The 14262-nt window shown below is 71.1% G+C and carries 12 protein-coding genes; 6 read left to right on the top strand and 6 right to left on the bottom strand.

Annotated elements, in window-relative coordinates; genetic code table 11:
• Positions 1-8 precede the first annotated feature (8 nt).
• Positions 9-659 (bottom strand): TetR family transcriptional regulator, encoded by a 651-nt coding sequence (locus ASC58_RS09285; RefSeq protein ID WP_056919073.1) that lies wholly within the window; start codon positions 657-659, stop codon positions 9-11.
• A gap of 75 nt (positions 660-734) precedes the next feature.
• Here ASC58_RS09285 and ASC58_RS09280 point away from each other — a divergent pair, with 75 nt between their 5' ends.
• From ASC58_RS09280 to ASC58_RS20955, 5 genes are all read left to right on the top strand, one after another.
• Positions 735-2027 (top strand): acetyl-CoA C-acetyltransferase, encoded by a 1293-nt coding sequence (locus tag ASC58_RS09280; RefSeq protein WP_056919072.1) that lies wholly within the window; start codon positions 735-737, stop codon positions 2025-2027.
• Position 2028: 1 nt separating this feature from the next.
• Positions 2029-3369 carry a 3-oxoacyl-ACP reductase gene (locus ASC58_RS09275; protein ID WP_056919071.1) on the top strand — a complete coding sequence of 447 codons (1341 nt, stop codon included), beginning with the start codon at positions 2029-2031 and terminating at the stop codon, positions 3367-3369.
• Between the two features lies 1 nt (position 3370).
• The gene (locus ASC58_RS09270; protein WP_056919070.1) at positions 3371-4231 is read left to right on the top strand and encodes a MaoC/PaaZ C-terminal domain-containing protein; all 861 of its coding nucleotides are present in this window, start codon (positions 3371-3373) and stop codon (positions 4229-4231) included.
• An 86-nt stretch (positions 4232-4317) separates the two neighbouring features.
• Entirely contained in the window at positions 4318-5532 is a 1215-nt protein-coding gene (locus ASC58_RS09265) for an aromatic acid exporter family protein (protein ID WP_056919069.1), read from the top strand.
• 174 nt (positions 5533-5706) lie between these two features.
• Complete coding sequence (locus ASC58_RS20955) at positions 5707-7005, top strand: HNH endonuclease signature motif containing protein (RefSeq protein WP_162246831.1); 1299 nt, start codon at positions 5707-5709, stop codon at positions 7003-7005.
• Positions 7006-7095: 90 nt separating this feature from the next.
• Here the strand turns inward: ASC58_RS20955 and ASC58_RS09255 are convergent, their stop codons facing one another.
• The 5 genes from ASC58_RS09255 to ASC58_RS09235 all read right to left on the bottom strand — a co-directional run bounded on the left by ASC58_RS09255 (position 7096) and on the right by ASC58_RS09235 (position 11962).
• Positions 7096-7824 (bottom strand): potassium channel family protein, encoded by a 729-nt coding sequence (locus tag ASC58_RS09255; RefSeq protein WP_157598413.1) that lies wholly within the window; start codon positions 7822-7824, stop codon positions 7096-7098.
• Between the two features lie 82 nt (positions 7825-7906).
• On the bottom strand, positions 7907-8395 hold the full coding sequence (locus tag ASC58_RS09250; RefSeq protein ID WP_082553109.1) for a GNAT family N-acetyltransferase: 489 nt from the start codon (positions 8393-8395) through the stop codon (positions 7907-7909).
• A gap of 38 nt (positions 8396-8433) precedes the next feature.
• On the bottom strand, positions 8434-9099 hold the full coding sequence (locus ASC58_RS09245; protein ID WP_056914517.1) for an NAD(P)-binding oxidoreductase: 666 nt from the start codon (positions 9097-9099) through the stop codon (positions 8434-8436).
• Positions 9100-9205: 106 nt separating this feature from the next.
• Positions 9206-11458, bottom strand: coding sequence for a catalase/peroxidase HPI (gene katG, locus ASC58_RS09240; RefSeq protein WP_369796217.1), 2253 nt, complete (start codon positions 11456-11458; stop codon positions 9206-9208).
• A 57-nt stretch (positions 11459-11515) separates the two neighbouring features.
• Positions 11516-11962, bottom strand: coding sequence for a Fur family transcriptional regulator (locus tag ASC58_RS09235; protein ID WP_056914516.1), 447 nt, complete (start codon positions 11960-11962; stop codon positions 11516-11518).
• Positions 11963-12169: 207 nt separating this feature from the next.
• On the opposite strand from ASC58_RS09235, the gene thrS reads away from it, so the two are divergent.
• Positions 12170-14155, top strand: a complete 1986-nt coding sequence (gene thrS, locus ASC58_RS09230) for a threonine--tRNA ligase (protein ID WP_056919065.1) — start codon at positions 12170-12172, stop codon at positions 14153-14155.
• Positions 14156-14262 lie beyond the last annotated feature (107 nt).

Genomic DNA, 14262 nt, shown 5'->3' with positions numbered 1-14262 from the left:
TTGGACGATCAGGACGGGTCGGACCAGGCGGCGGACAGTCCGCCCCAGGCCAGGTCGGTGAGGTGTGCGGTGAGGTCGGCGCGGGTCAGCGAGGGGTCCGCCAGCCACTGGTCGGCAGCCGCCCGGACCATGCCCACGACGCCGGCCCCCCACACCGCGGCGGGCGAGGTGTCGCGGCCGACCGAGGCGAGGGCTGCGCCGATCAGCGCGGACATCTGGTCGGCGATGTGGCTCGTCACGGCCAGGGCGGGGTCGCCACCGGACGGGGCGTCGAGCAGGGGGGCGTTGACGACGAAGCGGTAGACCTCCGGATCGCGCTCGACGAGGGCGAGGTAGGAGTCGATCGCCGCGGCGATGATCGCCCGGGGTGACCCCCCGGCGCGGGCGAGGTCGGGCGACCCGCCCCCCATGGCGGACCCGAGGTCGCGCAGGATCCGCGCATCCACGCTCTCCGACACGGCGGCATACAGGCCGGAGCGGTCGGTGAAGTGGCGGTAGAAGACCGTCTTGGACGTGCCGGCTGCCGCCGCGATGTCGTCCATGCCGACCCCGGCACCGTGCTCCCGGATGGCGCGCAGGGTGGCCTCGACGAGCTCACGGCGCCGGCTGGCGCGGTGCTCGTCCCAGCGGGTGCTGCGACCGTCGGTGGTGGTGCTCACGCTGTCGACGGTAGCAGGTACCAGCCGTACCTGCTACCGTCGGTATCAGTAACCCTCGACCTCCAGGAGCACCTCGTGGCCGCATCAGCGAAGCCCCGCCGCGCCGCCGTCATCGGTGGCAACCGCATCCCGTTCGCCCGTGCCAACAGCACGTACGCCAAGGCCTCCAACCAGGACATGCTCACCGCGTCCCTCGAAGGCCTCGTGGCCCGGTTCGGGCTGGCGGGGGAGCCGGTCGGCGAGGTCACCGCCGGAGCGGTGCTCAAGCACAGCCGCGACTTCAACCTCACCCGTGAGTCCGTCCTGGGTTCGAGCCTCGCGCCGACCACCCCGGCGTACGACGTGCAGCAGGCCTGCGGCACCGGGCTCGAGGCGACCGTCCTCGTGGCGAACAAGATCGCCCTGGGTCAGGTCGAGTCCGGCATCGCCGGCGGTACCGACACGGCCTCCGACGCGCCCATCGCCGTGAACGAGGGGCTGCGCGAGACGCTGCTGGCGCTCAACCGGGCGAAGACCCCCGGCCAGCGACTCAAGGCGGTCGCGCGCCTTCGCCCCGGTCAGGTCGTCCCCGAGATCCCGCGCAACGTCGAGCCGCGCACCGGCCTGTCGATGGGCGAGCACATGGCCCAGACGGCGGCGCACTGGGGCGTGACGCGTGAGGCCCAGGACGAGCTGGCCGTGCAGAGCCACCGGAACCTCGCAGCGGCCTACGACCGCGGCTTCTTCGACGACCTCCTGACGCCCTACCTCGGCCTCACCCGGGACCAGAACCTGCGCGCGGACTCCTCGGTCGACAAGCTCGCGAAGCTCAAGCCGGTCTTCGGCCGGGGCGACGGCGCCACCATGACGGCAGCCAACTCGACGCCGCTGACCGACGGTGCCTCCGTCGTGCTGCTCGGCAGCGACGAGTGGGCGGCCGAGCGCGGCCTGCCCGTCCTGGCCCACCTCGTCGACGCGCAGACCGCGGCGGTCGACTACGTCACCGGCCACGAGGGACTGCTCATGGCTCCCGCCTACGCGCTGCCCCACCTGCTGGAACGCCAGGGCATGAAGCTGCAGGACTTCGACCTCGTCGAGATCCACGAGGCCTTCGCGGCCACCGTGCTGTGCACGCTCGCGGCCTGGGAGAGCGAGTCGTTCTGCCGCGACAGGCTCGGTCTCGACGCGCCCATCGGGGCGCTGGACCGCACCAGGCTCAACGTCAACGGTTCGTCCCTGGCCGCCGGCCACCCCTTCGCGGCGACCGGTGGACGGATCGTTGCGTCCCTCGCCAAGTCGTTGGAGGAGAGGGGATCCGGCGCGCGTGGCCTGATCTCGATCTGCGCCGCCGGTGGGCAGGGTGTCATGGCGATCCTCGAGGCGGCCTGACATGACCGGCGCGTACGCAGGATTCGTCAACAGTGCCGTCGGCACGAAGCTCGCGGCGCAGCTGGGCCTCCCTCGGCCCGTGCGCCTGCGCCGGTATGCCGCGGACGCACCGCTCGTGGAGGGTCCGGTCCTCGTCGCAGGGCTCGCCGACGCCCCGGTGGCCGAGCACGTCCGCACGCTGCTCTCCGACGAGGGGGTGGAGGTCGTCGACGCGGTGCCGGCGGGGTCCAGGCTCGGCGCGGTGGTCCTCGACCTCACGACCGTCACGGAGCCCGGAGACCTCGACCTCGTCCGCGTCGTCCTCGCCCCCGCGGTGAAGGCGCTGCGGGCGTCCGGCCGGGTGGTCGTCGTGGGTGCGGATCCGGCGTCCGCCACGTCGGTCGCGCAGGCGGCGTCGCGTCGCGCGCTCGAGGGAATCACCCGCTCGGTCGGCAAGGAGCTGCGCTTCGGAGCCACGGCCAACCTCGTCCTCGTCGCCGAGGGCGCCGAGGCCAACACCGACGCCGCGGTGCGGTTCCTGCTCTCCGGCCGCTCCGCCTACGTCGACGCCCAGGTCGTCCGGGTCGGACCGGGCACCCCGGCCGAGCCCGCCGACTGGGCCCTTCCGTTGGCGGGCAAGGTCGCGGTCGTGACCGGGGCTGCTCGGGGGATCGGTGCCTCGATCGCCGACGTGCTCGCCCGCGACGGAGCGCACGTGGTCTGCGTCGACATCCCGGCGGCGGGGGAGTCGCTGGCCCGCACCGCGAACCGGGTCGGCGGAACCGCATTGCAGGTCGACGTCACGGCGGCCGACGCGGGGCAGCGGATCCTGGACGCCACCGGCCGCCACGGGGGCCTCGACGTCGTCGTCCACAACGCGGGGATCACCCGCGACAAGCTGCTCGCCAACATGGACGAGTCCCGGTGGGACTCGGTGCTCGACGTCAACCTCGGCTCGATCCTGCGGATGAACGAGGTCCTGCTGGGGGAGAACGGGATCCGCGACGGTGGGCACGTCGTCCTCGTGTCCTCGATCGCGGGGATCGCGGGCAACCGTGGCCAGACCAACTACGCCGCGTCCAAGGCCGGGGTCATCGGCCTCGTCGACGCCCTCTCGGTCGACGCCGACCTGGTCCGTCGGGGCATCAGCGTCAACGCGGTGGCCCCGGGGTTCATCGAGACCGAGATGACCGCCAAGGTCCCCTTCGCGACGCGGGAGGTCGGGCGCCTGCTCAACTCGCTGAGCCAGGGCGGCCTGCCCGTCGACGTCGCCGAGACGATCGCGTGGTTCAGCCAGGACGCCAACGCGGGAGTGACCGGCAACGTCGTCCGTGTCTGCGGCCAGAGCCTGTTGGGGGCCTGACGTGGAGCTGCGCGAGGTCGCGTCAACACCTGCCCTCGGACCGCTGTTCGCCCGGGCTGCGCTCACCCAGCGTGGACGGGGCGGGGCGCTGCCCGCGCACGGGCTGCTCCTGGCCGCAGTCCAGGTCGACCGCGCGCACCTGCTCGACTACCAGCACCTGTGCCGGTTCGCCGGGGGAGACGTGCTGCCGCACACCTACCCGCACGTGCTGGGGTTTCCTCTCCAGGTCGCGCTCATGGCCGGACGTGACTTCCCGCTGCCGCTGCCGGGACTGGTGCACCTCGAGAACCGCATCACCGTGCACCGTCGCCTGACCGCGGACGACCGCCTCGACGTCACCGTACACGCCGCCGACCTGCGCCCGCACGCCAAGGGTCAGCTCGTCGACCTCGTGACCGAGGTGGACGTCGACGGGGAGCGGGTCTGGGAGGGACGCAGCACCTACCTGCGACGCGGTCGAGGCGACGCGAACGCCGTGGCGCCCCAGTCGAGTCCACCGATGCCCCAGGGGCCTCCCGCCGGCGTCCTGCGCCTGCCCGAGGGACTGGGCCGTGCGTATGCCGCCGTGTCCGGTGACGTGAACCCCATACACTTGCACGCCCTCAGCGCGAAGGCGATGGGGTTCCCGCGCGCCATCGCGCACGGGATGTGGACGGCGGCGCGGACCCTCGCCACCCTCGGGCCGGAGGCGAGCGAGCCGTCCACCTCCGAGGTGTGGTTCCGCAAGCCGGTCCTGCTCCCCTCGACGGTGGAGCTCGTGGTCGACGACAGCGGGTCGCGCACGGTCGTGGGTCTCCGGTCCGGCCGCGAGGGCGTGCGTGAGCACCTCGTGCTGACCCTCGACGTGGAGGCAGGCGCCTGAGCCGGGCGGGGTGATTCGTCCGGCTTGGTACCGACCCGTCCGGCGTGGATTGGTGGGGCGGGAGAGCCCCACCTAGGGTCGACGGCGTGGAGACAGCAGCGCGGGACCGACCTCGCCTCGGCGAGCGGGTCCGTGCCGTCGTCACCCAGTGGTTGACCACCGCCTCGCAGGCGGTCCGCGTCGCAGGACCAGAACGTGATGCTGCGCTGCTCATGGCCAAGGCGGCGCTGGCGACGGTGATCGCCTGGCAGTTCGCGGTGCGGGTCCTGCACAGCCCGAGCCCGTTCTACGCACCGATGGCCGCCCTGCTCGTGGTCGACAAGACGATGGTTCGCTCGCTCGGCGCCAGTGCTCGGCGCGTCGCGGCGGTCGTCGTCGGCATCTCCGCGGCGTGGCTGGTGGGTTCCTGGTTGGGGGTGCACTGGTGGAGCATGGTGCCGGTCATCTACCTCGCCCTGCTGCTCGCGCGGTGGCGACGGCTCGGCGACCACGGGATCCAGGTCCCGTCGATGGTGCTGCTGTCGCTGCTGACGGTGGGTGGCACGGACAGGGAGTTCACCTACCTGACGATCCTGGAGACCGTGGTCGGTGGCGTGATCGGTGTGGCGACCAATGCCATCGTCCTCGCGCCGCTGCACGTGCAGCAGCCGCGCGAACAGATCCGGTCCCTCACCACCCGCGTCTGTGCGCTGCTCAACGAGATGGCCGCGGGGCTGCGCGAGGGCTGGGACACCGACGCGGCCCGCAAGTGGTACGACACGAGCTCGGAGATCGTCGGCCTCGCGCCCACCATCCAGGAGGAGATCGAGACCGGTCGCGAGAGCATGCGGTTCAACCCCCGCGACAACCTGCGCCGCATGGAGGTGGACTGGGCGGGGTACGCCCGGACCGTCGACGCGATCGGACGCGCGCAGTGGCAGCTGTCGGGCATCGCCCGCACGCTGGTCGACGCGGCCGACGAGGACGAGAGCCAGCCCACCCCGACCAAGCGCTTCCTCGACTGCTACGCCGAGGCGCTGGACAAGGTCGCGGGTGCCATCAGCCACTTCGGTCTCCCCGGCGACGAGGAGGTGGGAGCGGTGACCGACTACCTCCACTCGGCGGGCGCCGTCCTGGACCAGCTGGGGCACGACATCCGCGAGACCGAGCTGGAGGACCCGCGAGCCTGGCCGGCGTACGGCGCCCTGTTGCTCGATGCCCAGCGCCTGATCCGCGAGCTCGAGGTGGCCAGCCACCAAGCGGTCATGCCGACCGACAGCGGACCGATCCGCAAGCCCGGCCGCAAGGTCATCGGCCACTGATCCTCAAGGCGAATCGCGTTGCTGTGCAAGGAGTTTGCCCCTGTGGATGAACGGTGACCGTTGTCAGTGGTCGCCGGTAGTGTCCTTGGTATGGCGATCTGCGCGAACGTTGCTCCTCCCACCTTTGGTGGTGAGCGGCGCCCGGTGGTGGACGCGGCTGGGGTGGCGTTGGACGTGCTGTCCCGCGGAGAGTGCGACCGGTTGTGGGCGCTGGGGGACGGTGAGGTCGGAGCCGCGGTGGGGGTGTTGAGCGAGGTCGTGGCGGCGGCAAGGGCGCAGCTGGTCCTGGTCCTTGCCGAGGCCAAGGGACGCGGTCTGGGGGTCGAGCGGGGACTGGGGGCGGCGGACTGGGTGCGGTCGGTGGCCCCGTTGCTGCCGACCAGGGACCTGCTGGACGCCGAGGTCGTGGCATCGGTGGTGGCCGAGTCTGCGGCGGTCGGTTCGGTGGACCACCGGTTGGACGAGCTGGTCGATGCCGTGGCCGGGGCGTGCTCGTCGGACCCGGAGCTGCGGGCGGATGCGTTGGCGATCGGCAAGGCGGCACAGATCTGCCGGTTCCACCGTGCGGTGCGGGGTATGGCGGAGCCGGCCGGTCTGGCCGGAGCGACGTCGCAGCTGGTGTTCGGCGCCCGTGGTGCTGGTGGGTTGTCGGAGGCCAGGCTTGCGGTCGCCTTGCGCCACGCCGGTGAGGTGGCACGCCCTGACGGTTCGGTCGAGCGCGACGCTCAGGTCCGCCGGGACCACCGGTCGCTGACCAAGGGTCCCGGCCCGGTCGGGATGTGGCGGTACACGCTGCTGCTGGACGAGGAAGGCGCCGCAGTCGTCGATGCCGCCGTGGACGCGTTGGCGAGGCCGGTGCGCGACGAGGACACGGGCGAGCTGGATCTGCGTACCCCCGCCGCGCGGCGCGCGGACGCCCTGCTGGACCTGGTGACCCGAGCGGTGTCCGCGCCGGAAGGCCTGCCTCGTCAGGCGAAGACGTCGCTGGTGGTGACGGTCGGGCTGGACGCCCTGCAGGGGCGGTGCCGTGGCGCCGCGCTCACGGCCGGCGACGAGTCCCTGACGGTGGGGGCGGTGCGGCGGTTGGCGTGCGACGCCCAGGTGATCCCAGTCGTGCTCGGCAGCCGTGGGGAGGTCCTGGACCAGGGGATGGGTCGGCGGTTGTTCGACCGAGCCCAGATACGGCACCTGTGGCTGCGGGACCGGCACTGCACGTTCCCGGGCTGTTCGAAACCGGCGGCGTGGTCGGATGCGCACCACCTGGTGCACTGGGCTGATGGTGGCCCGACGGACATCGACAACGCTGCCCTGTTGTGCCGGGCCCATCACACGGTGGTGCACACGAACCGCTACGGCGGCCGGCTCCGTCGCCAGCACGGCAGCCCGCAGGTCGAGTGGGACCTGACGGTCGGCTCCTACGACACCACCCTCGACGAATGGCGACAACGAGCCCGAACTCGGCCTGGCCCCTGACCCGCCACGACCTGAGCGGGGTCTGGGTCACGCTCGCGACCCGCTGACAGCCAGCGGAGGGGCGACGCCCCGGGTGTCAGCCCACGCTTGCTAGGACTGTTCCTGTCGCAGCGCAGTGAGCTCTGCGCGCAGCGCCCGCAGCTCTGCAGCGAGATCGCTGACCCCTTCGCCGGTCCGTTCCTCTGCCGCCTGTACCTCGGCCACCCGCTCGACGAACCAAGAGGCCAAAGAGGCAGTGATGACGCCGAGCAGGGCGATACCGGTCAGCATCAACCCAGCACCGACGAACCGGCCCTCTGGCGTCGTGGGGAACTGGTCGCCGTACCCCACGGTGGTCACGGTCGTCGCTGCCCACCACAATGCGTCCCCGAACGTCGTGATGTTGGCGCCCTGATGGCCGCGTTCTGCGTCCAGCACGGCCAGTGCCGCGACGAGCCCCACCACAACGACCGCCGCCGCGACGTACGCGACCACCCTGCCTCGCACGAAGGACTGACCTCGACGACCGATGATGTTGAGTGCCACGACAGCACGCAGGGCCCTGAGGGGGCGGAGCATGGGGACGGCCAACGTGATGACGTCGAGCCAGTTGCGGCGCAGGTACCGCCACCGGTCCTCGGACATGGCCAGGCGGACGAACAGGTCGGCAGCGAAGAGAAGCCACACCGTCCAGGAAACGATCGAGCAGGTGGTCTGAGCCGCTCGCGACAGTTGTGGCTGGAGGATGGGCCAGGCGTAGGCGCCGAGGAAAGCAAGTGCGGCGACGAGCAGGGGCCCGCTCGTACGTCGTTCCCAGTCGATGAGCCTGTGGTCCGACACGCTGGGCACGGTAGTGGAGTGAAACGGCGAAGAGTGTTCCTTTTCCTACGAGCGGCACGTCGCGCCCGGGAGCCAGCCGAGCCTAGGTCGCTCCTGCGTGCACGAGGCTCTTGGCGTAGCAGCGGGAGAGGTCGGAGTCGGCGTAGTGGCCGAAGTCGATGGTCCGGGAGTAGCCGCACGACTCGTACAACGCGATGGCGTCCCCCTGGATGATTCCCGTCTCGAGGACCATCACTGCGACCCCGGCGAGTCGAGCGGTGCGTTCGAGGTCGGCGAGCACGAGCCTGGAGACACCACGGCGCCGGGCCCGCGGGCTGACGTACATCCGTTTGACCTCGGCAACAGGTGCGCCGAACAGGCGCACGAGGTCGTCCCTGCGTCGCCATCCACCCATGGCCACCGGCCCGGTGTCGTCGGTGGCCAGCACGAAGGCACCACGGGGTGCCGCGAACTCGCCGTCGACGATGGGGGATTCGTCAGGCCCGCCGTAGATGGACACGTAGTAGGCCTGCACCTCCGCGACGAGGTGCTGGACGTCGTCGTCCTCGAACGGGACGCTGCGCAGCTGCACACCCCGATCGTTGTGGGGCACAGGGCGATCCGTCACGCTCAGGCAGGGTCCGTGGGAAGGGCAGCCACGGCTTCGGCGATGGGGACGTGGCCGGAGACGAGCTCCAGGACCAGGCCCGATCCGGCACCGGTCGCGAGCAGCTCGGCCAGGACGCTGGCGACGTCGGCCCGGGGGACGGCGCCCCTCTCGACCGTGGGTGCCAGCGCGACCCGGTCGGTCGCCTCGTCGTCGGTGAGCCGCCCCGGACGCAGGATCGTCCAGTCGAGCTCGGTGCGCGCACGGAGGTCGGCATCGGCCGCCCCCTTGGCCCGCAGGTAGACCTGGAAGACGTCGTCGGAGTCGGGGTCCCCGGAGTCGGCGCCCATCGAGGACACCATGACGTAGCGCCCGACCTCCGCCGCGACGGCGGCGTCGGCGAGCAGCACGGCGGCGCCACGGTCGACGCTCTCCTTGCGAGTCGCCCCGCTGTCCGGCCCCGCGCCGGCTGCGAAGACCACGGCGTCGGCACCGGCGATGGCAGCAGACAGGGCCTCGACGGTCGTGTGCTCGAGGTCGACCACCTCGGCCCTGGCCCCGTGCTTCTCCACGTCAGGGACGTGGTCGGGGTTGCGCACGAGGGCGATGGCCTCGTGCCCACGCGCTGTCAGCTCCTTCTCGAGCAGCAGGGCGATCTGTCCGTGTCCTCCGGCGATGGCGACGATCATGCGTCCTGTCTACAACCTCGGCCGCCGGGCCGCGCGCCCGGGGCGGACGACGCACCCTCCGTATGGCGCGGCGCCATACGGAGGGCGCGTGGTGCAGCGACGAGCCTCAGGCGACGTCGAACCGGTCGAGCTCCATGACCTTGGTCCAGGCCGCGATGAACTCGTCGACGAACTGGTCCTTCGCGTCGTCGCTGGCGTAGACCTCGGCGAGGGCACGCAGCTCGGAGTTCGAGCCGAACACCAGGTCGGCGCGGGTGCCGGTCCAGCGCACCTGGCCCGAGCTGTCGCGGGCCTCGAACGTCGAGGCGTCCTCGGAGGTCGAGGTCCACTGCGTCCCGAGGTCGAGCAGGTTGACGAAGAAGTCGTTCGTCAGCGTGCCGGGAGCATCGGTGAGCACCCCGAGCGAGGAGCCGTCGTAGTTCGCGCCGAGGACGCGCAGGCCGCCGACGAGCACCGTCATCTCGGGCGCGCTCAGCGTGAGCAGGTTGGCGCGGTCGAGCAGCTGGTACTCCGCGCCGAGCCGGTGGCCCTTGCCCGGGTAGTTGCGGAAACCGTCGGCCCGCGGCTCGAGCCACGCGAACGACTCCACGTCCGTCTGCTCCTGCGAGGCGTCGACGCGACCCGGGGTGAAGGGCACCTCGACGTCGCGGCCCGCGGCCCTGGCCGCCTGCTCGACGCCCACGCCACCGGCGAGGACGACCAGGTCGGCCAGCGACACCTGACGTCCACCCTGGGCGTTGAACGACTCCTGCACACCTTCGAGGGCGCGCAGCACCGTCGCGAGCTGGGCGGGGTTGTTGACCTCCCAGCCGTTCTGCGGGGCGAGGCGGATTCGGGCACCGTTCGCGCCACCGCGCTTGTCGCTGCCGCGGAACGAGGACGCAGCCGCCCAGGCCGTGGAGACGAGCTGCGAGACCGTCAGGCCCGTGCCGGCGATGGCCGACTTGAGCGCGGCGACGTCCTCCGCGGTGATCGGCTCGCCGGAGGCGGCGGGGAGCGGGTCCTGCCAGAGCAGCTCCTCGGAGGGGACCTCCGGACCGAGGTAGCGGGCGACCGGGCCCATGTCGCGGTGGGTCAGCTTGAACCACGCGCGGGCGAACGCGTCGGCGAACTCGGCGGGGTTCTCCAGGAAGCGCCGGGAGATCTTCTCGTAGACCGGGTCGACGCGCAGCGCCAGGTCGGTCGTGAGGAAGTTCGGGGCGATCTTCTTCGTGGCGTCGTGGGCGTGCGGCACGGTGCCCTCGCCGGCGCCGTCCTTGGGCTTCCACTGGTGGGCGCCCGCGGGGCTCTTGGTGAGCTCCCACTCGTAGCCGAACAGGTTCTCGAAGAAGTTGTTGCTCCACTGGATCGGCGTCGTGGTCCAGGTGACCTCGATGCCGCTGGTGATCGTGTCGGCGCCGTTGCCCGTGCCGAAGTCGTTCTTCCAGCCCAGGCCCATCTGCTCGAGCGGTGCGCCCTCGGGCTCGTCGGACACGTGCTCGTCGGGGTTCGCCGCACCGTGCGTCTTGCCGAAGGTGTGGCCGCCCGCGATGAGGGCGACGGTCTCCTCGTCGTTCATGGCCATCCGGCCGAACGTGTCGCGGATGTCGCGAGCCGACCGCAGCGGGTCGGGCTCACCGTCGGGGCCCTCGGGGTTGACGTAGATCAGGCCCATCTGGACCGCGGCGAGGGGGTTCTCGAGCTCGCGGTCACCGGTGTAGCGCTCGGCGCCGAGCCACTCGGTCTCAGGACCCCAGTAGACGTCCTCGTCGGGCTCCCACACGTCGGCGCGGCCACCGGCGAAGCCGAAGGTCTCGAAGCCCATCGTCTCCAGCGCGACGTTGCCGGTGAGGATCATCAGGTCGGCCCAGGAGAGGTTGCGGCCGTACTTCTTCTTGACCGGCCACAGAAGGCGGCGGGCCTTGTCGAGGTTGGCGTTGTCGGGCCAGCTGTTGAGCGGGGCGAACCGCTGCTGCCCGGCGCCCGCGCCGCCGCGGCCGTCCTGCACCCGGTAGGTGCCGGCGCTGTGCCACGCCATGCGGATCATGAACGGGCCGTAGTGCCCGAAGTCGGCCGGCCACCAGTCCTGCGAGGTGGTCAGGACCTCGGCGATGTCCTGCTTCACCGCTGCGAGGTCGAGGGACTCGAACGCCTTGCCGTAGTCGAAGTCCTCGCCGAGGGGGTTCGCGACCGCCGGGTTCTTGGCGAGGATCTTGACGTTGAGCCGCTCGGGCCACCAGCCGCGGTTGCCGCCGCCCTGGGCCGGCTCCGGCGCACGGTTGTGCACGACGGGGCACTTGCGGTCGCTCTCGTTCATCTCGCCGACGCGGGTCTCGTGACCCTCGGCGTTGGTGTTGCTCTCGTGGTTCTGGTCGGACATGGCTTCCTTCCGGGCAAGGGGTGGATGGACGGGTATGGCGGGTGGTTCGTGGTGGGGTCAGGCCGTGGCTGCAGCGGCGCAGGTCGGGCACAGGCCGCGGTAGACGACCTCGGCCTCGTCGATGGTGAAGCCGTGGTCGTCCGACGCCGTCAGGCAGGGGGCGTGGCCCACGGCGCAGTCGACGTCGGCGATGGTGCCGCAGGACCGGCACACGACGTGGTGGTGGTTGTCGCCGACGCGTGCCTCGTAGCGGGCCACCGAGCCGGGCGGCTGGATGCGGCGCACGAGACCCGAGCGGGTCAGAGCGCCGAGGACGTCGTAGACGGCCTGGTGCGACACCTCGGGCACGTCGCGGCGGGCGGCCGCGATGAGCGAGTCGGTGTCGGCGTGGGGGTGCGCACGGACCGCACCGAGGACCGCGACCCTGGGCTGGGTCACCCGGAGCCCTGCCTCGCGCAGGAGCTGCGGGAGGCCCTCGGGGTGTCCCGCTGACGTCGTGGTCATGCCGCACACTCTGGCCCCGTATCTGGAACGAGTCAAGATTCGACACGGTGCCGTGAGATGACGGGTGGGTGAACCTGCGGTGCCGGTATCTCGCGCGCGACGACGCGACCCCGGCCGATAGCATCGGAGGGCTGCGCGCGGAGGTCCGCGGGCGGCATACCCGAGGGGCCAGCACCGGTCCCACACCCGAACCAAGGAGAGCGCACCGTGTCTGCCCAGATCACCGTCACCATCGCCGGGAGCGAGCGACAGGTGCCGGAGCAGACGACTGCCGCCGACCTGTTCGAGGGTGACCGCGCCGTCCTCGTCGCGCGCGTCAACGGCGAGCTGCGCGACCTGGCCCACGTCGTGGCCGACGGCGACGTCGTCGAGCCCGTGACCGCCCAGGAGCAGGACGGCCTCGACGTGCTGCGGCACAGTGCGGCCCACGTGCTGGCCCAGGCGGTCCAGGAGGTCAACCCGAAGGCGAGGCTCGGCATCGGGCCGCCGGTCCGTGACGGCTTCTACTACGACTTCGACGTCGACGACGCGTTCACCCCCGAGGACCTCAAGGCCCTCGAGAAGGTCATGCAGCGCATCGTGAACGAGGGCCAGACCTTCGTGCGCCGGGAGGTCAGCGACGAGGCCGCGGCCGTCGAGCTGGCGGACGAGCCGTACAAGATCGAGCTCATCGGCCTCAAGGGCGGAGCCGCCGGTGACGCCGCCGAGGGTGCCGACGTGGAGGTGGGCGGCGCGCAGCTGACCATCTACGACAACATCAAGCGCGACGGCACCCGGGCCTGGGGCGACCTGTGCCGCGGACCGCACGTGCCCACCACCAAGGTGCTCGGCAACGCCTTCAAGCTCATGCGCAGCGGTGGCGCCTACTGGCGCGGCAGCGAGAAGAACCCGCAGCTGCAGCGCGTCTACGGCACCGCGTGGGCGACCAAGGACGAGCTCAAGGCCTACCTCGACCGCCTCGCCGAGGCGGAGAAGCGCGACCACCGCAAGATCGGCGCCGAGCAGGACCTGTTCAGCTTCCCCGACGAGCTGGGCTCCGGCCTGCCCGTGTTCCACCCCAAGGGTGGGGTGATCAAGCGCGAGATGGAGGACTACGTCCGGCTGCGCCACATCGAGGAGGGTTTCGAGTATGTCGGGACCCCGCACATCTCGAAGGAGCAGCTGTTCCACACCTCGGGTCACCTGCCCTACTACGCCGAGGGCATGTTCGCGCCGTTCGACGTGGACGGCACCGACTACCGCCTCAAGGCGATGAACTGCCCGATGCACAACCTCATCTACCGCTCCCGAGGCCGCTCCTACCGCGAGCTCCCGTTGCGGCTGTTCGAGTTCGGGCACGTCTACCGCAACGAGAAGTCCGGAGTGGTCCACGGCCTGACCCGCGTGCGTGGGTTCGCCCAGGACGACTCGCACTCGTACGTCACCGCCGAGCAGGCTCCCGGCGAGATCAAGCACCTGCTGGACTTCGTGCTGTCCCTGCTGCGCGACTTCGGGATGGACGACTACTACCTCGAGCTGTCGACCCGCGAGACCGAGGGCGACAAGAAGGACAAGTTCATCGGGTCCGACGACCAGTGGGAGCTCGCGACCGAGGTGCTGCGCGACGTCGCCACCGAGTCGGGTCTCGAGCTGGTCATGGACCCCGGTGGCGCGGCCTACTACGGCCCGAAGATCTCCGTCCAGGCCCGCGACGCGATCGGCCGCACCTGGCAGATGTCGACCATCCAGTACGACTTCAACCAGCCCGAGCGGTTCGGGCTCGAGTACCAGGCGGCGGACGGTTCGCGCCAGCAGCCGGTGATGATCCACTCGGCCAAGTTCGGGTCGATCGAGCGGTTCCTGGGCGTGCTCGTCGAGCACTACGCCGGGGCCTTCCCGCCCTGGCTCTCGCCGGTGCAGGTCCTGGCCGTGCCCGTCGCGGAGGAGTACTCCGAGTACCTCCACGACGTCGCGGACCAGCTGCGGCGCAAGGGGATCCGCGTCGAGATCGACGACAGTGACGACCGGTTCCCCAAGAAGATCCGCAACGCGAGCAAGTCGCGGGTGCCGTTCACCCTCATCGCCGGCGAGGAGGACCGATCGGCCGGTGCCGTGTCGTTCCGCTACCGCAACGGTGAGCAGAAGAACGGCGTCCCGATCGAAGACGCCATCGCCGAGGTCGTCGCGGCCGTCCAGGCCCGCGTCCAGGTCTGACCGGTCACGCCTGCGTTCGGTGAGCGCGAGGTGTCGGAATCCCTGTGCGATTCCGACACCTCGCGCTCACTCAGTTCTCACCTTCGTGAGATCAGCGGGTATGGCGC

The sequence above is a fragment of the Phycicoccus sp. Root101 genome (assembly GCF_001426245.1).
Classification (GTDB): Bacteria; Actinomycetota; Actinomycetes; order Actinomycetales; family Dermatophilaceae; genus Pedococcus.
This window is presented reverse-complemented; position numbering and strand designations above follow the sequence as displayed.